Annotated in this window: 19 protein-coding genes; 7 read left to right on the top strand and 12 right to left on the bottom strand. The window is 65.5% G+C overall.

The features are described from left to right. The 8 genes from ACLMAJ_RS28750 to ACLMAJ_RS28715 all read right to left on the bottom strand — a co-directional run bounded on the left by ACLMAJ_RS28750 (position 1) and on the right by ACLMAJ_RS28715 (position 6,146). Complete coding sequence (locus ACLMAJ_RS28750) at positions 1–1,161, bottom strand: anhydro-N-acetylmuramic acid kinase (protein WP_412016979.1); 1,161 nt, start codon at positions 1,159–1,161, stop codon at positions 1–3. Then, a complete protein-coding gene (locus ACLMAJ_RS28745; RefSeq protein ID WP_412016978.1) occupies positions 1,161–2,708 on the bottom strand; it encodes a sodium:solute symporter in 1,548 nt (515 codons plus the stop codon). The genes ACLMAJ_RS28750 and ACLMAJ_RS28745 overlap by 1 nt, the downstream gene beginning before the upstream one ends. Before the next feature lie 73 nt (positions 2,709–2,781). After that, positions 2,782–3,705: an N-acetylglucosamine kinase gene (locus tag ACLMAJ_RS28740; RefSeq protein ID WP_412016977.1), complete on the bottom strand. Its 924-nt coding sequence runs from the start codon at positions 3,703–3,705 to the stop codon at positions 2,782–2,784. Then, positions 3,702–4,346 (bottom strand): LysE family translocator, encoded by a 645-nt coding sequence (locus tag ACLMAJ_RS28735; protein ID WP_412016976.1) that lies wholly within the window; start codon positions 4,344–4,346, stop codon positions 3,702–3,704. The genes ACLMAJ_RS28740 and ACLMAJ_RS28735 overlap by 4 nt, the downstream gene beginning before the upstream one ends. Positions 4,347–4,391: 45 nt before the next feature. Continuing rightward, positions 4,392–4,541, bottom strand: a complete 150-nt coding sequence (locus ACLMAJ_RS28730; protein WP_412016975.1) for a hypothetical protein — start codon at positions 4,539–4,541, stop codon at positions 4,392–4,394. A 153-nt stretch (positions 4,542–4,694) separates the two neighbouring features. Further along, positions 4,695–5,048 carry a hypothetical protein gene (locus ACLMAJ_RS28725; protein ID WP_412016974.1) on the bottom strand — a complete coding sequence of 118 codons (354 nt, stop codon included), beginning with the start codon at positions 5,046–5,048 and terminating at the stop codon, positions 4,695–4,697. Then, positions 5,045–5,662, bottom strand: coding sequence for a hypothetical protein (locus ACLMAJ_RS28720; protein WP_412016973.1), 618 nt, complete (start codon positions 5,660–5,662; stop codon positions 5,045–5,047). The genes ACLMAJ_RS28725 and ACLMAJ_RS28720 overlap by 4 nt, the downstream gene beginning before the upstream one ends. 142 nt (positions 5,663–5,804) lie before the next feature. Further along, a complete protein-coding gene (locus ACLMAJ_RS28715) occupies positions 5,805–6,146 on the bottom strand; it encodes an MmcQ/YjbR family DNA-binding protein (RefSeq protein WP_412016972.1) in 342 nt (113 codons plus the stop codon). A 367-nt stretch (positions 6,147–6,513) separates the two neighbouring features. On the opposite strand from ACLMAJ_RS28715, the gene ACLMAJ_RS28710 reads away from it, so the two are divergent. Together ACLMAJ_RS28710 and ACLMAJ_RS28705 are read left to right on the top strand one after the other, a co-directional pair. Continuing rightward, positions 6,514–7,155 (top strand): class I SAM-dependent methyltransferase, encoded by a 642-nt coding sequence (locus ACLMAJ_RS28710; protein ID WP_412016971.1) that lies wholly within the window; start codon positions 6,514–6,516, stop codon positions 7,153–7,155. A gap of 257 nt (positions 7,156–7,412) precedes the next feature. Beyond that, positions 7,413–8,519, top strand: coding sequence for an amidohydrolase family protein (locus tag ACLMAJ_RS28705; RefSeq protein ID WP_412016970.1), 1,107 nt, complete (start codon positions 7,413–7,415; stop codon positions 8,517–8,519). 1 nt (position 8,520) lies between these two features. Here ACLMAJ_RS28705 and ACLMAJ_RS28700 read toward each other — a convergent pair whose 3' ends face one another. Continuing rightward, positions 8,521–8,739, bottom strand: a complete 219-nt coding sequence (locus ACLMAJ_RS28700; RefSeq protein ID WP_412016969.1) for a hypothetical protein — start codon at positions 8,737–8,739, stop codon at positions 8,521–8,523. Between the two features lie 374 nt (positions 8,740–9,113). Between ACLMAJ_RS28700 and ACLMAJ_RS28695 the strand changes: the two genes are divergently transcribed. Both ACLMAJ_RS28695 and ACLMAJ_RS28690 read left to right on the top strand, forming a co-directional pair. Continuing rightward, entirely contained in the window at positions 9,114–9,707 is a 594-nt protein-coding gene (locus ACLMAJ_RS28695) for a hypothetical protein (RefSeq protein ID WP_412016968.1), read from the top strand. Between the two features lie 355 nt (positions 9,708–10,062). Further along, positions 10,063–11,937 (top strand): vWA domain-containing protein, encoded by a 1,875-nt coding sequence (locus ACLMAJ_RS28690; RefSeq protein ID WP_412016967.1) that lies wholly within the window; start codon positions 10,063–10,065, stop codon positions 11,935–11,937. A 144-nt stretch (positions 11,938–12,081) separates the two neighbouring features. Here the strand turns inward: ACLMAJ_RS28690 and ACLMAJ_RS28685 are convergent, their stop codons facing one another. Further along, positions 12,082–13,011, bottom strand: a complete 930-nt coding sequence (locus ACLMAJ_RS28685; RefSeq protein ID WP_412016966.1) for a serine/threonine-protein kinase — start codon at positions 13,009–13,011, stop codon at positions 12,082–12,084. 318 nt (positions 13,012–13,329) lie between these two features. Between ACLMAJ_RS28685 and ACLMAJ_RS28680 the strand changes: the two genes are divergently transcribed. Beyond that, positions 13,330–13,509: a CDGSH iron-sulfur domain-containing protein gene (locus tag ACLMAJ_RS28680; RefSeq protein WP_412017093.1), complete on the top strand. Its 180-nt coding sequence runs from the start codon at positions 13,330–13,332 to the stop codon at positions 13,507–13,509. Here ACLMAJ_RS28680 and ACLMAJ_RS28675 read toward each other — a convergent pair. After that, on the bottom strand, positions 13,497–14,528 hold the full coding sequence (locus ACLMAJ_RS28675; protein ID WP_412016965.1) for an iron-containing redox enzyme family protein: 1,032 nt from the start codon (positions 14,526–14,528) through the stop codon (positions 13,497–13,499). The genes ACLMAJ_RS28680 and ACLMAJ_RS28675 overlap by 13 nt on opposite strands. A 244-nt stretch (positions 14,529–14,772) precedes the next feature. Here ACLMAJ_RS28675 and ACLMAJ_RS28670 point away from each other — a divergent pair, with 244 nt between their 5' ends. After that, positions 14,773–15,282 carry a hypothetical protein gene (locus ACLMAJ_RS28670; protein WP_412016964.1) on the top strand — a complete coding sequence of 170 codons (510 nt, stop codon included), beginning with the start codon at positions 14,773–14,775 and terminating at the stop codon, positions 15,280–15,282. A 202-nt stretch (positions 15,283–15,484) separates the two neighbouring features. Next, positions 15,485–18,286 carry a helix-turn-helix transcriptional regulator gene (locus tag ACLMAJ_RS28665; RefSeq protein WP_412016963.1) on the top strand — a complete coding sequence of 934 codons (2,802 nt, stop codon included), beginning with the start codon at positions 15,485–15,487 and terminating at the stop codon, positions 18,284–18,286. Positions 18,287–18,303: 17 nt separating this feature from the next. Here ACLMAJ_RS28665 and ACLMAJ_RS28660 read toward each other — a convergent pair whose 3' ends face one another. Beyond that, a complete protein-coding gene (locus tag ACLMAJ_RS28660) occupies positions 18,304–21,108 on the bottom strand; it encodes a helix-turn-helix transcriptional regulator (protein ID WP_412016962.1) in 2,805 nt (934 codons plus the stop codon). Positions 21,109–21,485: the final 377 nt, after the last annotated feature.

Raw genomic sequence — 21,485 nt, 5'->3', positions numbered from 1 at the left:
TCATCCCGTCAGCGTGAGTCGTTGCGGAGGAGTCTTCGGCACCGACGGAAAGGCGAATCCGGCGGCACCGGGTGTGAGGGAGCCGAGCACCGTAGCGTGCGCCGCTCCCGTGCATGCGGCGTAGCTGCCCGCGAGGCCGTGCGCGGTGAGGAAACCGAGCACGGCGAAGGCCGTCGCCTCCTTGGCCGCCGAGGGCAGGCCGAGTTCGTCGGAGGTGCGCAGCTTTGCGGTGCGCAACCGCTCGCTCAACATCGCCATCAATGTCGGGTTGCGAGTTCCGCCGCCCGAGGTGATGACCTCGGTGGGCGCGAAAGGGCGGAGCGCGTCGGCGATGGTGTGTGCGGTAAGCGCGGTCACCGTGGCGACGATATCGTCGGGCGCGAGCGGTCGGCTCCGCAACACGCGCTCGAGGTAGGTGCGATTGAACAGCTCTTTACCGGTGGTCTTGGGCGGCGGTGCGTCGTAATAGGGCTCTGCGAGAAGGGTTTCCAGCAGATAGTCGTCGACCATTCCGCGTGCGGCGCGGATACCCGCGCGATCGAAGTGCTCGGCGCCGCCGGTGGCGAGTGCGACCGCCGCATCGATCAGCGCGTTACCTGGTCCGGTGTCGAATGCCGACGGCGGATCGCCGGTGACGGTCACATTGGCGATGCCGCCGATATTGAGCGCTGCCGAGCGGCCAGGACGCCCCGCCAGCCACAGCACGTCGAACAGGCCGACCAGTGGTGCGCCCTGTCCGCCCGCCGCGATATCGCGGGAGCGGAAGTCGCTGACCACCGGCAGGCCGGTCCGCTCGGCGATCCAGGCCGGTTGGCCGAGCTGGAGAGTACCGTGCGTCGTGCCCTCGGACACCCAGTGGTAAACCGTCTGACCGTGCGATGCGACGAGATCGGCTGTGCCGTCGAAGAACTCGGCCACCGCGGACTCGGCGGCGGCCGCGAATGCCTGTCCGATCGCGGTATCCAGACGGCACACTGTGGCCATGTCGACCGACCCCGGCGGCAACGCGGCGATCAGTTCCGAGCGTAACCACTCGGGATACGGTCGGCTGAGCAGACCGGCGATACGAATCTGAATGGCGCCCTCCCGCAGGGCGATGTCCGCGCCGACGGCGTCGATCGCGTCGTGCGAAGTTCCCGACATCAACCCGATGACGCGCATTACGCCACCGCCTCCACCGGTTCTGGCTCCGGTTCCGGCTCCGGCCCGGTGGGTGCGGGCGCAGGGTGGAAGCGACTGGTGATCCCGCCGAACACGAGCGTGACGATCACGCCGATGGGCACGAGCCACTGGGCGGCGATGCCCTTCTCGGTCACCTTGCCCGCCACCGTGACGTCGATCTTGATCACCCGCACCACGAACGTCATCACGATCACGGTGACCACGAACGCGACGACCGCATCGAACTGGTTGGCACGCTTGATGAGTCGGCCGAGTAGGAACGCACCGAGCAATGCGCCGTAGGTGTATCCGGCGATAGTGAGCGCGGTGAGGTACACGTTGCCGGTCGTCGCGCTGAAGCCCATCGCGAACAACGCCATCAGCACCGCCCACACCAGCGTCATGATGCGAGCGAGGCGCAGCATCGCCTCATCGGATATCACCGTGCGACTGAAGCTACGGATGATGTCCGCGACGGTCGAATTCGCCATCGAATTCAGTGCCGAGGAGAGCGATCCCATGGCCGCACCGAGTATTCCGGCGACCAGCAGTCCGGATATCACCACTGGCAGCCCGTGCAGGATGAAGTCGGGGTAGAGGCCGTCCGCGCTGGAAAGGCCGAGTTCCTTCGGCGTCTTGCCGCCGTTGTAGGACCACAGCAGCGCGCCGACCAAGGAGAAGGCCGCGAACTGCACGGCAACGAAGACGCCGGAGGCGATCATCGCCTTCTGGCTGTCGCGCAGTGATCTCGTCGCGAGGATGCGCTGCACGATCAGCTGGTCGGAGCCGTGCGAGGCCATCGCGAAGATCGCACCGCCCAGGATCGCGGTCGGCAGCGCGAAGCTGTTGGTGAGGATGTGCGCGAGGTCGAAATCGGTATCGAATACGCGGAACTTGCCCGCGTGCAACGCATCCGACCAGCCGTCGGCTCCGACGTGACCGGTGAGGACGCAGATCGCGATGATCGCACCGGTGAGATAGAGGCCCATCTGGAGTGCGTCGGTCCAGATGACCGCCTTGATACCGCCGAGGTAGGTGTACACCACCGTAAGCAGCGTCAGCGCGACGATGATGACGTCGTAGCCGACGTTCAGGCCGAACTCGCTGAGCAGCAACTTGATCGGGATGGCGGAGGCGAACAGTCGCACGCCCTCGGCGAGCAGCCGGGTGAAGACGAACGTCATCGACGCGACACCCTGTAGGTAGCGGCCGAACCGCAGCTCGAGGTATTGGTAGGCGCTGACGAACCCGCCGCGTTTGTACAACGGGATCAGCGCGACCGCGACGATCGTGCGGCCGATGATGTAGCCCAGTGCCAACTCGACATTGCCGAAGCCCTGGTCGGTGTAGGCGCCGCCAGGGACGGAGATGACGGTGAGCACGCTGGTCTCGGTCGCGACGACCGAGAAGCACACTGTCCACCATGGCATTCGGCCATCGCCGACGAAGTAGTCGGTACTGGATTTCTGCTTGCCGGACAGGCGTAGGCCGATCCACGCGACGGTGACGAGGTAGATGACGATGACGGCGAGATTGAGTGCGTTCATCGCAGCTCCCCAGTGACGCGGCGGATCAATTGCAACTAAGTGTCATCTGCCGCGCTTGTGGTGTCAATATTTGTCAGAGGATTCGTGTGACCAATGCTTCGAGGGCGGTTGCCGTGTCGGTGGCCAGCAGTGCGGCACCGTCGATCGGATCGCCGAGGGGAGTACGACGGTCGATGGCGTGTGCGATCGACCGATCAAGCGGGTCCAGCAGCGGCGCACCGAGCTTGACCAGGCCACCGGTGATCGCGCATGCCACCGGTGGACGCAGACCGGATCGCTCGATCGCGGCGAGGACAGACCGAGCGAGTGCGTGGCCAGCGGCTGTCATGATGGCGGCGGCTGTCTCGTCGGCGGCGGCGACCGCGGCGACAGAGGGGGCGAAACGTGCGGCGATCAGAGCTGGATTGTCTTGTTGCCCCAAATATTTCGGCAGCTGGTCCAGGGTTATGCCATAGCGTTCGCCGACGGCGGCAACCAGAGCCGTGCGTGGTCCACGGCCGTCGTGCGCGCGCAGTGCGGCACGCAAACCTTCGATGCCGATCCACCCGCCGCTACCCTCATCGCCCAGCAGCGGGCCCCAGCCGTCGACCCGGGTAAAGCGCCCCATGTCGTCGACCGCTGTCGCGACGGCTCCGGTGCCCGCAGCGAGGACGACGCCGGGCGATCCGCCGAGTGCCCCGGCGTGGGCGGTGACGGCGTCGGAGGTTACCGCGACCGAGGACGCACCGGGTAGGCCGGCCAGGTGTCGGGCAAGAACCGCGGCAGCCTCCGGCGCTGACGCGGCACCCGCGGCGCCGACAGACAGCGTGAAAGCCGTGGTCGGTCCTATCTGGTCGATGATGCTACGAATCGCGTGCTCCGCGGCGGCGATGCCACCGGCGTTCGCGAGGCCGGGGGTCCCTTGCCCTTCGGCGTAGAGCGTCTGGTGCCCGGTGAACCGGAGAGAGCCTCGACAGCCGGTTTTGCCGAGGTCGATCGCTAGGACGTGGCTGGTCATGATCGACCATCCTCGGAAAAGGCAAGTTTCAATCCGAATGCCAACAGCACCGAGCCGGTCACCGCTTCCATCGCTCGTTCGACCGAAGGGCGGGCAACCCAGGTTCTGGTGTACCGCACGCCGAAGATCAGCACGCTGAACCACAGCATCCCCTCGATATCGTGGACCACCGCGAGCGCCACACCCATCGCCAGCTGTGGCGCCTCCGGTGGGATGAACTGGGGCAGCATCGCGATGTAGAAGACACCGATCTTCGGGTTGAGCAGGTTGGTTGCCGCGCCGCGCGCCCATGCGCGCAGCAGCCCGCCACTCGCATCCCCGTCTTCGGCGGCCTCGACGGATGCACGACCGTGCCAGAGAGCGACCAAGGTCTTGACGCCCAGCCAGACCAGATACGCCGCACCCGCGATACGCAACACGGTGTAAGCCAGCTGCGACGTAGTCAGCAATGCCGACAGCCCGCAGGCCGCCGCCGCACCCCAGACCAGCACACCGGTCCCGACGCCGAGCGCGGTGGCAAAGGCATGGCGGGTGCCTCGGACAATGGCGGCGCGCAGCACGAGCGCGGTGTCGACACCGGGAACCAGCGTGAGCAGCCCTGCTACGGCAGCGAAGGAAACCAGGCCGATCCAGACACTCATGGGCCCAACTTACGTGCCCCATCGGATCTTCCACGAGCGCAATATCTACTGGCAATCGCCGATCGTGTGCTGATGGGTCACGCGGACGACCGGGGTGACCGGTGGACCGTCCATATTGTCGAGCACTGCGATGGTCACGGATCCGGTAAGGATCAGCCCGGCGGTGGCGAGTATGAGCGTCGAGCGCTTCATCATCTACCTCCCCTACCACGGGTGCTGAATAGTCCAATCCAACGTCCGCGTATCAGCGGTGTCCACTCTTCGCGCAGGCAGGGCAACTCCTGATGGGTGTCGACACTTCCCAGTGGCAGCACCAATCGACGCGCTCATGGCTGGTCGGCGCGCGGATTACGTGGTGTCGGAGATTTCGGGTCGGTATCGGGTCGATGCGGCGACCAGGAGCGTCAGTGCGACGGCGATCAGCGTGTGCGCGGCCCAGAGTGTCAGCCATGGCAGCAGGAAACCCTCATCGGTGAACTGGCCACGGTCGCCGACGCAATAGAGCGTGTAGTTGGTTCCGGTGCCTTCGGAATCGACGAAGGTGTCCGAGACGACGATCGGCTGGTTGTATGGCTGCGCGCAGAACAGGGGCGCGGTCAGCTCGGCCTCGCCGGGCCAGATCGCAATATCCAGCAGGCATCCGAGGATAGCGGTCGATGCGGCGATCCCGGCGAAGATCGCCACCAGTCTTCCGAGGTTCATGCGCGCTGCACCCGAATGAATGCCCCCGTGCTGTCGAACTGGGCGATCGCCTCGGCACGCGGTGATATGACATTGACCGTGATCAGGACGTCTCGACCGAACCGGTTCACCAAAATCACCGACACATAGCCATTGTCGAGGCCGCTGCGGGCGATCGCGGTATCGACGATTTCCTCGACGCGCGACAAGCCGGTCACTTCGCTGACCGCGAAGCTCTCGCCGTCCAGATCGTCGGAGGCTGCCACCCGCACCGGTGACGGCGTGCTCAGCGCGCCATGGGCGAAGCTGTAGTCGTCGAGCTGCTCTGGTTGCTGCGGGACCCGAATACGCATGCGCGCCACCGCCTGCGGGCCCGCGAAGTCATGTTTTCCGTCCAGGAATCGGGTGAGTTGATCGGGTTGATCGGGCACGACCAATCGAAATTGTGACGAGTTCGGCGCGGTCAGCATGATGACGCCGACCTGGAAGTCGTTCACGCTCAGGCGTTCCCGTAGGGCGGCGATCGCCTCGTTGGGCAGCGTGCTGACCAACCCGCCGCCCCGTTCGTGCACGATGTCCTCGAAGTCACCGCGATCGACCGCGCCGATGCATCCGGTGGCGGTCATCACGATCACGCAGGCTCCCAAGACCGACGTGCGCCATCTTCGGCTCTGCGTCATGGGATGGAATGTTAATCGGCGACGGTCTCGGGTGCCGTCCTGAAGTCAGGGGCCGTGCAGAAGTTGGGTGGATGGCCCAGCTTCGGCGAGCTCGGGACTAAACCGTGCTCGGATGGTCGTGGAGAAACTTCGGCACCACCATTCGCCAGGCATCGATGACGAGTTCGCGCATCTCGGGCTCGTCGATCGCGGCCATCCGGCCCTCGACCCAGTTGTAGCGCTGATCGGAAAGTCGCGGCATCAGGAACTTCTCCGGTTCGGCGGCGATGAGTGCGGCGCGCTCTTGTTTGGGGAACGCGAAGCCCATGATGGATTCATCTGGGGAGAAGTCGATATAGACGATCCGCCCGACGCGGAATTTGATGCGGTCCCGCACGATCGCCTCGTAGGAGCGGGGGAGCGCGAGTGCTAGTCCACGCACGTCTTCGACGGTGACCATTCGCCGATAGTGCCACTGCGCACCGACAACTTTTCATTTCGCATTCCTGCCGGGCCACGCGGCGGTATCGTCCGTGATCTGAGGCCCTGGCTTCACCCGGAACCGCCGTCACAGTCGAGGAGGTCGCAATGCCGCGACACATCGCAGGCCGCACGTTGTGGCGCCACCTGCTGCGTGGGCTGATCCTCTGTGGAGTGTGCGCCGGCGGGTCGGCTCGATGCTACGTGGAGTGGGCTCGTGAGAACCCTGTCGACCCGCAGCCCGCCGAGTGCTGGGATTGGAATATTCCAGACCAGTGGTACGACGTGGCACATCGGCGTTGATCAACGGTTGACCTGAACCCCGCTCGAGGTATCAGACTGGCGACATGAACCAACCTGCCGAATTCTGGAATTCCGTCTATGACAATGGCTCGGCACCATGGGTGATCGGGGAGCCGCAGCCTGCGATAGTGGAACTTACCGCACAGGGCCTAGTGCGCGGAGCGGTGCTCGATGTCGGGTGTGGGGCCGGTGAGCACACCATTCATCTGGCCGGGCTCGGCTATGACGTGCTGGGGGTGGACCTGTCGCCGAGCGCGGTCGCCTACGCCAGGTCCAACGCCGAGGAACACGGCGTCGCCGCGCGTTTCGAGGTGGCCGACGCACTGGATCTCGGTCCAGAACCCTTGTACGACACCATTATCGACAGCGCCCTGTTCCACGTCTTCGCGCATGACAATGGCGACCCGAGCGAGTACGTCCGCAGCCTCGGCCGGGTATGCAAACCCGGCGGGCTCGTCCATGTCCTCGCGCTCTCCACCGCCGAACCGGGTTTCGGCCCGCGCATCGACCGAGCGGCCATTTCGGACGCGTTCGGCGAAGGCTGGGTACTGGAAGAGTTGCAGCCTGCCCGTTATCGCGGTCGCGTCACCGAGGTGGTAATCGAGGCCGAACAGCTCGGACTCGCGCCGGGCAGCGTGGTCGACGAAGCGGCCTGGTTGGCTCGGGCGCGCCGAGTGCGGGGCTGAACCGGGCTCGAGGACCAGGTGGTCGCGGCGGCGTCGAAGGCCGAACCGGATCGACTGGAACCTGGGATTCCACAGCGCGATCGCCACCGAGCGGCGCGCGGTCGACCCGTCGACTTCATGGTAGGCGAATCCTGTTGAGGCAGTAGATATCCACTGGAGGGATGGCGCAATGCGCGCCGCTTCGGTCGCCGCCGATACTGTGGGGCCAGGCGGCGGCGGTCGACGTTGCGCTGTAGCACCGGGCAGTGGAGGTAGACGTGAATTCCATTTCCTCGACGGATGGTTCGTCGAAGATCGCAGTGACCGATGTTCGGGTGTTCGACGGTCGCGAGCTCACGATGCCGACAACGGTGGTTATCGACGGCGCGGTCATCGGCACCGATCCCAGCGGAGCGGAATTCGTTGACGCGGGCGGCGCGATCCTGTTGCCCGGCCTGATCGATGCCCATATCCACCTCAACGGTCCGGAGACGCTCGACCAGCTCGCCGCATACGGGGTGACGACCGGACTCGACATGGCGACATGGCCACCTGAACGGCTGGCCGCGCTGCGAAAGGAGTCCGGCGCCAGCGATATTCGCAGCGCGGGCACACCGGTGATCGGCGCGGGCGGCCTGCATGCCAAGGTGCCCGGCATGGCCGCCGACGCCGTCATCACCGATCCGGGCCAGGCCGACCGCATGGTGGCCGAGCGCGCCGAAGCCGGTTCGGACTACGTGAAGCTCGTGCTCGAGGCACCCGGCGCGGGCGGCCCCGATCCCGCCGCGGCCGAGGCGGTCGTTGCGGCGGCGCACGCGCGTGGCCTGCGGGTCGTCGCGCACACGTCGTCACATGGCGCCTATCTCATCGCCATCGACGTGGGCGTCGATATCGTCACACATGTGCCGATGGACGCCGAACTGTCCGCGCTGGAGGTCACGCGTATGGCCGAGCAGGGCCGCGTCGCTGTGCCCACCCTCGCCATGATGGAGGGAATCGCAACGACTCGCGGCATTCCCGGAGCCATCGACAGGTGTCTCGCGACGGTCGGTGCACTACACGCGGCGGGCGTGCCGATCCTGGCGGGCAGCGATGCAAACTCCCAGCCCGGTGTCCCGTTCCATCCCGAGCACGGAGCCGCTCTGCACCATGAACTCGAACTGCTTGTGGCGGCGGGGCTGACTCCCGCCGAGGCGTTGCGTGCGGCAACCATTCTGCCCGCCAAGCATTTCGGGCTGACAGACCGCGGCGAGATCGCCCCTGGATCACGTGCCGATCTGGTCCTTGTCGAGGGCGATCCACTCGCCGATATCAGTGCCACCCGCGCTATCGCCCGTGTCTGGTGCGCTGGGGTCGAGCAGCGGCGGTCGCCCGGCGCCGCATAGATCACATGAGGAGGTACAGCGTGAGCGCAAAGACGATGCTACCGACGACCGGACTGGCAACCTCCACGGCAAGGTAGCGGATCGAGTGTGCGCCCTGCATCCAGAGGGCCCACACGGGGCCGCAGACCCGCAATGCCGCGAAAAGCAACGCGAGCAAAAGCGCCCCGGTCATTCCGTTCAACGGGAGCAGAGGATGTAACCAGACATATCCGATTGTCATGATGTACACCTCGATTTGGGTGCCAAGGGACTGGAACGCAAAGTAGTGACGTCGGGGTCGCCCGCTCGGCGCGGCAGAATTCGACCCACCGTGGTCGGCGTGAATCCGGGCCACCCACGGATTTCCGTACAGGACAACCATTGTGGCCGAGTAGATGAGTCCACCGACCAAGCCCCACACGAGTATCTTCAGCGCAATCATTTCCCTCGTTCCGACAATCCGCAACGTGACCGACGCCTATCCGCGGCCGCGCTGTATCGTCCACCGCGCCCGGACGCGGAGGTCGTTGGTCGGTTCTGCTGGACAACAAGGACATTCGATATGGCCGGGCAATAATAGTATGGAGCACAGCTCTAGGAGGTGCTCGACAGACCATGGGTGACTACTTCGAACGGATCGTCGACATCGAGGTGCCCGCTGTGGAGGCGGACGCGGTGGCGGCCAGGATGCTGGACTGGATGATTTCTCGGCGGCTGCTCTCGTGGGAGACGTCCGGCGACGCGATGTATAGCCTCGAGGTGGACGAAGGCTATGTGCCGGGACCGGATTGGGCGCAGGTCAGCGAGAAATGGGGCGACGATTGGATCCCCGGTCCGGTAGCTGTGATCGTCGGCCGCGATGCCCATCATGGTGGGCAGGGCGAAGTCGAGCCGGAGTCGGCCGTGTGCCCACGCTGCCACACGAAGACCGTGATCATCGACTACCCGCAGCAATGGGAGGCCGATCCCGAGATCTGGCGACCATTCCAGACCGGCATCGATGCGTGGAAGCAGTCCGGCGTCGGTACCGTCGCCTGCAATTGCTGCGGTGCCGCAGCCCTTGTCACCGAGTGGGAGTGGCCATCCGGGTTCGCGCTCGGCGCACTCGCTTTCGATTTCTGGGGCTGGCCGCCACTCACCGACGCCTTCATCACGGAGTTCAGCGCTCAACTGGGACACCGCATCGAGCATCACACCGGAAAATTCTGATGGAACCGTAGGTCCTACCTTGCCCCGTTGTCCACCGGCTGAGGCACGACACGGTGTCCGAACGCGAGCAGTTCTCCACCCGCAGCACTGAATAGTCCGCACCACCGGACGGGCTACCTCCGATGAGGTTCACGGACTGATACGCGAGCATCGACAGTGTCGATCGCCCAATGGTGAAATGTTCGGGAGTTCGGGATCAACCGAGATTTCCTGCCGACCGGGCTCGGCCGATCTGCAACCTTCGTGATGAGTGGCTCGCTTCCCGGCAGTTCATATGCGTAGTGTCGGCCGAGATCTTGTTCGATCGTGGGCGTTGGAGATTATGTCGAGATTCGCGAAGTTACTGTTGGTCGCTGTGGGAGTAGTCGGTCTGTCGTTGACGGCGCTACCGGTGCATGCTCAGGAGGGGGAGCAGGCGTTTGCGCCGACGATGCTGGTATTGGACGCGTCGGGGTCGATGAAGGCCGCGGATCCCGGCGGCGGGTCGAAAATGGATTCCGCCAAGGCGGCGGTGCGGAGCTTCGTAGGTGCGGCGCCGGCCGAGTCGAAGGTCGGTTTGACCGTGTACGGGACGGGCACTGGTTCGTCCGATGCGGAGAAGGCGGCCGGATGTCGGGATGTCAGTGTCCTGCGGGGTGCCGAGACCATCAATAGGGACGCGTTGACGTCAGCGGTGGACGGGATCGTGGCGAGTGGCTATACGCCTATCGGCGCCTCGCTGCGCAAGGCGGCGGCGGCGTTGCCGCAGTCGGGTCCTCGGTCGATCGTACTGGTGTCCGATGGTGAAGACACCTGTGCGCCGCCGGATCCGTGTGAGGTGGCGCGCGAGTTGAATAAACAGGGCGTCAAGGTTGTCGTCCACGCGATCGGGTTCGGGGTGGATACGAAGTCTCGCGCACAATTGACCTGCATCGCGCAGACGACCGGCGGCACCTATACCGATGCCGCGGATGGCGCGGCCCTCGAGCGGGTCCTGCCCCGGGTGAGCCAGGCGGCGTTGCGTACCTACAAGCCGGTGGGCACGCCTATCACCGGCACCGCGACCTATGACGACGCTCCGGTGGCCACGCCGGGTCAGTACCTGGACACAATCGGCCAGAAGGAAAAGCGGTACTACGCAGTGGATGTGCCGCAGGGCGCGACCGCCTATTTCAGTGGCACCCTGTCCTTTCCCCGGGTACCCCACGACAAGCCGAACGGCGACACCAGCTCGCTCAACGTGCGCGTCTACGGTGCCGACGGCAAGGACTGCAACGAATTCGAATTCGAGTCGGTCGTCAATTCCAGTCACGGCGCAGCCCTGACTGTGTCCAAGGCTTGGGACGGTGCGACCAAGGCGAAGTCCGGCGACAGCGCCGGCGACAAGTGCCGCGGCGGCGGCCGCTACTACTTCGCGCCCGAATGGAGCGGCATTGCCGACAACATGCCGGAACGGATGCCGATCGAGCTCCTCATCGGGATCGAGCCCGCGGTGACCGACGCCGGGCCCCCGGCCGCCACCATAAAGACGGCCTTCACCGAACCCGCCGGCGGCAGCGTGGCAGCGAACGCCGGTGGCTCGTTCAATGTGGCAGGCGCTCTCGACGGCTCCGGCAGCTACACCGACACCCTCCAGCGCGGCGAGTTCGTCTTCTATCGCGTCAAGCTCGACTGGGGCCAGGGCCTGGCCTACCGCGTGCACTACGGAGAGATCGGCAGTCACGGCATCGACGGCCTCTCGACGATCACGACCACGTTGTACTCGCCGTTCCGTGAAGAGATCGATAATGACTTCACCTCCTACAACGGGGAGGCGTCGGTATTGCCAACGAGTAAGCCCGCGCTCGCGACCGTTCCGGTGCGATACAACAACCGCAAGGCCACGGAGGCCAGGGATCGCAACCAGAGTGTCGCCGGCTGGTATTACATCGCCGTGAAGCTCGGTCCGGCCCACACGGAAGGAGCGGGTGGTCCGGTGCCGATCCGCCTCGACCTCACGGTGGCAGGCAACGCCGACTCGGGCCCGCACTACGAGGCGGCCCCAGCAGGCGGGGTCTTCGGTGAGAATGCCACGCATTCGACGAACGGGCAGCCATCCGCGACCAACGCCGAAGAGAGCTCGGCCGCCGAGAACAGCAGCGGGATCTCCTCGACCGTCTCGGCGGTGCTCATCACGGGCGGGCTGGTCGCCCTGGGCTCGGTCGTCGGCGGCCTGATGGTGTGGCGGCGCCGGAGCACCACGCGACGATAGCCGGAAGGTGATTCACGCGAGAGCGGAGTCTTCGATGGGGTAAGCGACATCGAAGACTCCGCTCTCGCAGTTCACAGCCGCAGTTGGCCATCGTCAGCGTGATCTCCACACGGCATATCCCTGGTAAGGGCTGTTTCGTCGCGACTAGATTTTCGTGCGGGCCCCGGCCGAGCGATTCGATCGAGTGAATGTCGCATGAAGACGGCTCAGTAGGGGGTTGAGGGGTCGTGGGTCGCTGTCGTGGAGTGCCTCGGTCATCAGGAGGACGGGTTCGGTGCACGAGGCGTAGCGGGCGTCGGGGTCTTTTGCGAGCGAGCGGTGCAGGATCGCGTCTACCTCGTGCGGGATCCAACGCTTGCGCTCGGAGACGTCCGGGGGTGGGTCGTGCAGTTGCGCCTGCGCAGTGGCCATGAGGTTTGTGCGGGGAAACGGCGGGCGGCCGGTGAGCAACTCGATCGCCGAGCATGCCAGCGCGTACTGGTCTGTCGCCGGGGACACCGTGCCCGCCCGCAGCAGTTCCGGCGCGGCGTACGGCACCGATACGACCACGAAACCGTTGGTGGCCAGGGGTGGTTCGGGCCGGTGCAGCCACCGGGCCTGATCGAAGTCCGAGATCTTCACCGCGGCTGACTCATCCGCGCCGACCAAGACGTTCGCCGGTTTGACGTCGAGATGGACAACATTGTTTGCGTGCGCGAAATCCAATCCGGCCGCGACGTGAGCCAGGACGTGCAGCACCCGCCGCAAATCAGGGCGTTGATGCGGCATCCGCACCAACGCCGCCCCCGTCGCGCCTGGCACGTACTCACGCGCCGACCACAGCCTGCCGTCGGATTCACCGTGTGTGTATATCCGCACTATGTCGGGGTGCCGCAGTGCGGACAGGATGTCGAACTCATGCACAAACCGCGCACGCGCCTCGGGTGATCGACTGTCGTTCGGCCCCAGAATCTTCAGTGAAACAGGCTGCGATCGTTCCGGATCATCGACCAGGTACACCTCGCTGCTGCCGCCATGGCCGAGCCGGGCCCGCACAACGAATCCCGCAAACTGGTCACCTGGTTCGAGCGCCACCGCGTCACCATAGTTCGCCGGGCGTCCGCCTTGACACCGATACTCGCCCCTCGTGGGAAGCGATATCGGCACAGGGTGCGAACGGAGCGGCGACAACCTTCCTCGAAGTGCTCGGATTGCCGTGTCCGGCATGCCGCTGCTCCGAGATCGCGGCGAGCCAGGGTTTAGCTTCACGTTCGCGGGGAAGGCAGGAGACGAGAAAGGACGGTGAGCCATGATGATCAGCAACAGCGTGCGGCTCATTCGGGTCGGCGAGATGACCGGGACAGATCTGTGAGCGAAATCCGAGGCGAGCCCGCCGAGCGGCGCAAGGTGACCATGACACGCAACGGTCCCGCCCTGATCGAAGGACCTGTCGAATTGGTCACCAGCGATGGCACCGTCGTGTGCTCGGACAGGTTCCTCGTCGCGATATGCACGTGTCGGCGTTCGAAGAACTTCCCGCTCTGCGACGCCAGCCATCGCAGGCGACGTCGGCGCAAACCTCAAACGGATTGAACAGTGCTCTCGGGCAAGGGAGTCCGGCCGGACAATGATGTTCGTCCGCTCCGCCATGCGCCGAGCACGTCATCGGTGAATCGGTCCTCCAACAGGCTGGTGGCCTGGATGCCGAGGACGACCGAGCCCGTCAACGCAGGCTCGCGCGTCAGTAGATCGCCGAGCACGTCGTGGCGCAGTACCTGCTCGTGTACAGCGTCCGCCTCCACGTGCTCGGCGAAGAAGTGCACGCAAGCCGGATCGGCCCGCAAACGCTCGAGGACCTCGACGGTGCGGCGCGCACTCGGCGAGGTGGTGATCTCCGTAGCAGCGAAATGTCCGACCAACGCTCCACGCAGCGCGCGATGCAGACCGAAGAGCGACATCATGTTGACGATGGCGATCATGGAGGCAGGGACTTCGTCCATATAGTGCAGGTACTCGGTATTCAGGCCCGCTGCGGCCAGCAGGTCGACAAACAGTTGCGAGTGCATACGGTCGCCGTGTCCGCCGCCGTACTCGTCGAACTCCACCGCGACGAGAGAGGCCTTGGCCTGCCCGTTCAGCCGCGGAATGACCCATGCGTGCGGATCGGCTTCTTTGTGATGATAGATCGACCGGTGCACGAAATACTCACGCATATGCCACCATTCGCCTTCATCGAGGAGATAGCGGCTGATGCCGGTGCCGCCGACCGGCTCGACCAGCAGTGCGTCGAGTGCACGGTTGAGGGCTTTGCCGCCTGTTATGCCGCCGCGTATGGCGTCGAGGAACCGTTCTTCCAGGGTGCTCCGGAATTGCAGTAGGTCGGTCTGCCACTCCCACTCGGGATCGACACCGTCGAATCCTCGGTAGTGCAGTTCGTAACAGGTATGCAGGGCCAGTTGCAGGTCGAGGCCGTAGGGATCCTGCCCGTCGGGCTTCGGAAGAGAGTCGACCCGGGTTCGGTCGCCGCGCAAGGCGGTGACCACTGCGTTGGACAATTCGCCGCGGGGCGTCGGCAACGACGGCGCCACGGGTCCGAGACTGGGAAGGCTCACTCGCGGCGAGTACCCGATTCGGGCCGGCTGACACGAACACGAGCGTCATTCGACGTTGAGTCGCATGGCTACCGATCGCCGCCGCTCGACGGCGGTCCGAGAGCGACGGCGGTGGCGTAAGCCTGGACTACGGCGTGTTGGTCGATGAGGTGCCTCCCGTCACAGCCGAACATCTATACGCACCCGTACATTTGAGCTAGCGTCTTATATACGCAACCGTATACAAGAAGTCGAGGTACTCGAAATGACCACTGACCACCCGGATCACAGGATCGAAGAACCATCTGAGCAGGTCGTCTTGCAACAGCATCAGATCTCCGAGTCGACCCGCACGCACAGCACGATCATCGATCCCGAATACGTCGACCAGTTCATACTCGCGACGAACGCCGCCGCGGTCGGCTCACCGGAACAGTGGGCACGCGCGGCACTCGAAGGTGTCGCGGGCGTCATGGGGCAGATTGTCTGGCGGGGTTTGCTCGGCCTACGGCTCGAATGGAAATCCGCCCCCGGTCAGGTGGCCCACTGGCCGATCGTCGATCGCGGTGACACCTGGGTCACCCTCGGGGCCCGCTCCTGGATGCTCAGCTGCAATCTCGTCATCGAGGTCGACGACGAACACGCGTCACTGGCTACATTCATTCGGTTCGAACGCCCGATAGGTGAGCGTGTCTGGAAAACCGTGTCGGCCAGGCACCGAAGCCTGGCACCCAGCCTGCTCCGTGGCGCATGGAACCTGCGGAGGGCGACATGAAACCGCACACCCCCCACGATGGCGCATCAGAGATGCGTCCCACGCTATGAGATCGGCCCGCCGGGAACATCCGTCACGCCGGAGGTGAACATCCGCACCGATGGGCGGGATCCGGTTCGATGAAGCCGACTTCTCCGGTCGATAGGTGAGCGTTCCCCGCCCCCGCCCCCGCCCCCGCCCCCGTGCGCTTACGATGCCCTGTGTGCAGGACTCTCTCGCTTCGGTTTTCGTTGGTCGTGATGCCGAGGTCGAGCGGGCGGTGGCGCTCGGGCGCAAGGCAGCCGCAGGTCAGGTGACAGTGCTGCTCGTCGACGGCGAGCCGGGCATCGGCAAGACCGCACTGCTCGACGCGGTCGCGGCGCGATACGTGACCGACGGTCTGCGGGTATGCCGGGGCGCCGCGAAGGAACTGCAGCAGGATGTGCCGTTCGCGGCGGTCTGCTCCTGGCTGGATATCGACAGCGGCGCCGCCGATAAGCGATCGGATCCGGTGCGTACGCTGTTGCGCAGTGGGGACCGCGCCGGCGATGGCGCGTCACACGAGTTCGCGATCACCGAGGCGATCCTCGATCTGGTCGACACCTGGTGCGCCGCCGACCCGGTCGCGTTGATCATCGATGATGTCCATTGGGCAGATCGCCAGAGCGTATCGGTGCTGCACCGGCTCTGCACCGCCCTGGACAATCTGCCGCTGCTGCTGATTCTCGCGGCGCGTCCGCTGCCACGGGACAAGGCGTTTGCCGCGTTGTCGGCCGAACTCGCCGAACGCAATGCCGATTCGATCCGGCTCGGCGCACTGCCCGATTCGGCGGCCGAGCTGTTGGTGCGTCAACTGGTCGGCGCCGCACCCGGACTCGGCCTGATGCGCAAGGTGGCCGGCGCGGGTGGAAATCCGCTGTACATCACGGAATTGGTGGGCGCACTGGTGCGCGAGGACGCCCTCACGATCGTGGCCGACACCGTCGACCCGATGGTCGCCGACAGCACCGGTCTCCCCGTCTCACTTGCGCAGGCAATCACCCAGCGGCTGGTATTCCTGTCCCGATCAACCCGGCACATCCTGCTGATGGCCGCGACGCTGGGACCGACCATCGACGTCGCTGAACTGGCGGCGGTCCTGGACAGCCCGATCCTGGAGATCTGGAGTGCGGTCACCGAGGCGACCGACGGCGGGTTGCTCTCACGTGCCGATTCCGAAGTGGTCTTCAGGCATGACCTGATCCGCCAAGTGCTGGCCGAACAACTACCCGCTTCACTGCGCGACGGGCTGCTGCGCCGGGCTGGACAGATCCTGCTGGCGACCGACGCGCCCATCGAGCGTGTCGGTCACTACCTGCTGGCGGACGAGAACGACCTGGACCCAACCACTCTCGACTGGTTGGTCGCAGTGGCCGACAAGCTGATCGTGCGTGCGCCGGAGATCGCCGTGAAACTGTTGAACCGAGCGGCTAGGGCCCCTGATCTCGACAGCGCGATACGCCCGGCGGTGGTGCGGTTGCAGGCCCGGGCCCTGCTGTGTGACGGCCGCCCGGCCGAGGCGGACGTGATTGTCCGAACAGCACTGCGGAACCGACCGGCATACCGGGATGAGGTCGAACTGCGGTGGCTGCTGACGCAGACCTATCATGCCCAGGGACAATTGCAGGACGCGGTGACCGAGGCCGAAACGGCGCTGGCCACTGGGGATCTCGCGTTAGAGGACGCGGGCCGATTCTATGGTCTGGCCGGACTGGACAATTTCTTCCTCGGCCGCCTCGACGCCGCGGCGGCGGCGGCCGAGCAGGCGTTGTGGCTGGGGGAGACCACCGAGAACCCGCTCGCCACCGGATACGGCCTCATGGCGCGGGGGGCCGTGCGCTACACCCGCGGCTATCTCGACGAGGCGCTGGAGCTGAGCAGCCGCATCCTGGCCGTCTTCGACAATGGTTTCGGCTCGGACCAATTCGATCCGTATATGCTCTACGCCCACTGTTTGATCGAGTTGGATCGGTTCGCCGACGCCGAGGCAGCCCTGGACCAGGCCATCGAGCACAACCGGAGGATCCACGGTGTGTTCCTGGCTGCGAACATGGTCGCGAAGGCGCGGTTGTACTGGTTGGACGGTCGCTGGGATGAGGCGCTGGTCGAATGCGCCTCGGCGGCGATGGCCGTACCCGACGTCTTCGGTTACACCCCGGTCCTGCACAGTCTGGCCGCGTTGATCGGCATCCACCGCGGCACTTTCCTGCCGGATCCAGACGCCATTCCAGCACCGAACGACCAGCCGGGCAGCAACAAATACGCCCAGTTCTATCCGTGGGTGAAGGCGCTGCTGCTCGAGGCCCGCGGCGACCAACGTGGCGCGTTGGACCTGCTGGTCAACGCCCAACACCGACTCGCCGACGGATTGACCGCGCCGACGCTCTACTGCATCTTCCCAGATATCGCCCGGCTGGCCGCCGATGTCGGTGACCAGGACGCGGCCTGGTCGGTGGTGGCGGACGCGGACGCGTTGGCGGCGCGCCAGCCGACCGCCGCTAGAACCGGCGTCGCCCTGGCATGCCGTGGCCTTGCCCACGGTGAACCAGTCGCCCTGCTCACCGCCGCCGCGGCGTTCCGCCTGGCCGGTCGACCGCTCGACCAGGCGCAATCCTATGAGAACGCTGCCGCGCTATTCGCCGCCGATGGCGACGTTGTCACCGCCCGCCGTGCCCTGGACGCCGCTATCAATCTCTACACCGGTCTCGGCGCGTCCTGGGACGTCGCGCGTGCGGTGGCGCGCGTGCGGCCCTACGGCATTCGGCGCGGTGTCCGCGGACCGCGTAACCGCCCCAAATCCGGCCGGTCCGCACTGACCGCTACCGAGCTGAAGGTTGCCGCCTTGGTAGCCGAAGGTCATTCGAATTCCGATATCGCGGCCCAGATGTTCGTGTCCCGTCGGACAATTCATTCCCACGTCTCCAACACCCTGGCGAAACTCGGCCTGCGCTCGCGCCGCGAGATCGCTGCGGCGATCGCGGAATAGCAGGGCAGCCCCCGGCATCATCCGGTCGCTGCCATGTCCGCGGCGATCTCACGGCGCGAGCGCAGGTCGAGTTTTGCGAGGATGCTCGAAACGTGGGATTGAATTGTGCGGCGCGACAAGTACATTTGCGCAGCGATACTGGAGTTGGAGTAGCCCTCGGTGATCAGCGCGGCGACCTTACGTTCGGTGTCGGTCAGCGCCGCCCAGCCGGTTTTGGGGCGGTTGCGCGGTCCGCGGACACCGAGCCGAATCCCGTACGGCCGCACGCGTGAGACCGTACGGGCGGCGTCCCACGACGCGCCCATTCGGCTGTAGAGCCGGGTCGCGTCGGCCAGCGCGCGTCGGGCGTCGGTCTTGCGTCCCACGTCGGCCAGCAGCACGGCGGCATTCTCGTGTGCGTGCGCTTCGAACAGTGGCCGCCCGGCCCGCCGGAACGCTTCGGCGGCCGCCCAGAGGTCGTCGGGGTTGTGGTCGGCCAGACCACGACACAGCAGCGCCGTCCCATTCCTGGAGGCGGTCGGTTGTCGCGCCGCGAGCTCGTCCGCGCTCACGGTCACCGACCGAGCGGCAGCTGTGTCACCGACCTCGGCGGCCAGCCGGGCGATGTCCGGGAAGGTGTAGTACAGCGTCGCCGCTGCCAAACCGCCGGCCAGTCGTTGCTGGGCGTCGACGAGCAGTTTCAATGCCAGGTCCGGGCGGCCGCGGGTCTCGTGTAGCAGCGCATCGACCCAGGCGTGGACGTAGGCGTAGCCGGTGTGGCCCAATCGGTCGTCCGGCGCGGGAATGGTGTCCGGATTGAATGTGCCGCGGTGAATTCCGATGAGCGCCGTCATGCTGTGCGCGACCGATGCGTACCCGAGCGAGTTGGGCAACTCCGTACTCGCCGCGCATTCGGCGAGCGCATCATCCCAGCGACCGCCCAGCAGGTGCAGCCGCGCTTTGGCGACCAGATTCGAGGATAGGTACACACCCTGGATCCGGCGGTTGTGCGCTATCGCCTGTTTCAGTACGTCTTCGGCGTCGGTCGGGCGATCGAGCTCGATCAGACAGAGCGCTCGCAGCGCATACGGATCGAACTGGTCCGGTCCGGTACCGTCGGCCAAGGTGCTGGAGATCCGAGTGCTCAGCTCCAGTGCGTCGTCGAGATGGCCTCTGGTGTATCGCAGCGCCCCCAATGCGGTGAGACCGTATCCCGTGGTGAGGAGATCCCCACTGGATTCCCCCATCGCGACCGCCTGTTGGCCGGCCCGTTCCGCCGCATCGAACCGCTCGAGGAAGAAATTGTGCACTGTGCACATGCGTTGGAATCGGGCGGCCTGCTCGACGCTGAGATCCATTGTAGTAAGCGCTTTTTCGGCGATCGCGACGGAATCGGTGATCCGGCCCTGGGCCTGGCAGGCTTGGGCCAGCAGCCAGTGCATTTCGACGTCGTCGCCATTCTCCGGCCGTCTCGACATCGCAACGCGCACCTCGGCCTCGGCCTCGGCCGCTGCGCCGTTCCACAGCAGCGCTGTGGCGTATAAACGGATCAGCACCGAACGTGGTCCGCTGCCGAACTCCGTGCCCGTCACCGCCCGCCGCAACAGTTGCACCGCCAGTTCGGGCGCTCGAATGACCAGTTTGTCGGCTACGGCGACCAGCCAGGCGACGCTTGTCCGGTCCAGTTCGTGGTCACCGACCGTCAGGTAGTAGGCGATCCGCTCGATCGGCGCGTTGGTGGTCTGGAGGATCTGTCCTGCCCGTCGCAGCAGCGCCGAGCGTAGTGAGGCGGGCACCTGATCGGCCAAGACGCGGCGGATCAGATCGTGGCGGAACACCAGATCGGAGTTCACCACGGCAAGTATTCCGCTCTCCCTGGCCTCGGCGACGGCGGTCCAGATATCCGCGATGGGACTGTGCAGTACCGCCGCCAACTCCGCGACGTCGATGGCCGGTCCCAGTGCGGCGGCCATCGGCAGTACATTCCGCGTTCGGCGAGACAGAAAACCCAGCCGCCGCGAAATAGCCTCCGCCAGTGATGCGGACGGGCGCTCCCCGGCGACCGAACCAGTTGCGACGGCGGTGTCGGATACGACTGCGATCGCCTGCTCACGTATCAGCGCCGCCACCAATTCGGTGATGTAGAGGGGATTTCCGTTGGCGCTGCCCACCTCGCCCAGCAAACTCGGGGCCGCAGCGGCACCGACCATGTGTCGTACCAATTCCGCCACCGCCGCATCGGGGATCGCACCGAGCTGGACCACCGGAGCGCGGCGTTCGACGAGGTCGGCCGCCAGTGCGGTGAGCGCCTGGCCCCGAGGCAGCGGACGGGCCGCGAGTAGAACCAGCAGCGCCATATCGTCGAGGACCGAGCAGAGTCGGCGCAACACCGACAGACTCGATGTATCGGCCCAGTGGACGTCGTCCATGATCAGCGCCACCGGTCCGGTCGCGCACCACACGTCGACGCGATCCAGAATCGCCTCGGTGACGGCGATTTCATGGGTTGCCGCGACGTCGCCTGCCTGATCCCCGCCGCGTAGCAGTTCGCAGATCGGATCCGACCGCGGCCTGGACACGGTAGCGTCGACATCCAGCCATGGGCGCATTGCGGCGAATGGCACATCTTGCTGGAGTTCCTTGGCGGCGCCGAGACGAACATGCAAGCCCCCTGCCGCCAGCTGGACCCTGGCCGCTTCGAGCAACGATGATTTTCCGATACCGGGCTCGCCCTCTACGAGCACGACAGCGCCCTGCCCGGCCGCGACGCGATCAGCGAGCGCCGCCAGCGTTTCGATCTCGGCGTCACGACCGAGGAAGATCGGCGCGGTGGACTCCTTCATGAAGGTGAGCCTAACCACATCGAGCGAGGGCGGCCGGTCCGACCATTCGAGCTGGAACCGCTCGCAATGCTGACCGTGCCGACGGGTTCGACGCACAATCCGCGAACCCACGCGTTGCGAGGTCGCTACCGGGAACTCGGACGCCGCTCGGGCGCAACGCAATTGACGGGTCGTCATGTCAACGGTACGGGTATTCCCGTTCGACCTGACGGATGTTTCGGTCCGTGGCAACACCTTAACGTTGATGACATCGGACCGGGACAAGCACGGATTTCGTCCGGCCACCGAGACTGCCTGCGATGCAACCGATCTCAGGCTGATTGAAAGAGGAAGGAACCCTCGATGACAAATATTGTCCCACCACCCCACAAGTTGGT

The sequence above is a fragment of the Nocardia arseniciresistens genome (assembly GCF_046764875.1).
In the GTDB taxonomy this organism is placed as follows: Bacteria; Actinomycetota; Actinomycetes; order Mycobacteriales; family Mycobacteriaceae; genus Nocardia; species Nocardia arseniciresistens.
Note: the sequence above shows the minus strand (reverse complement) of the source record. Positions and strands in the feature narration are given on the sequence as shown.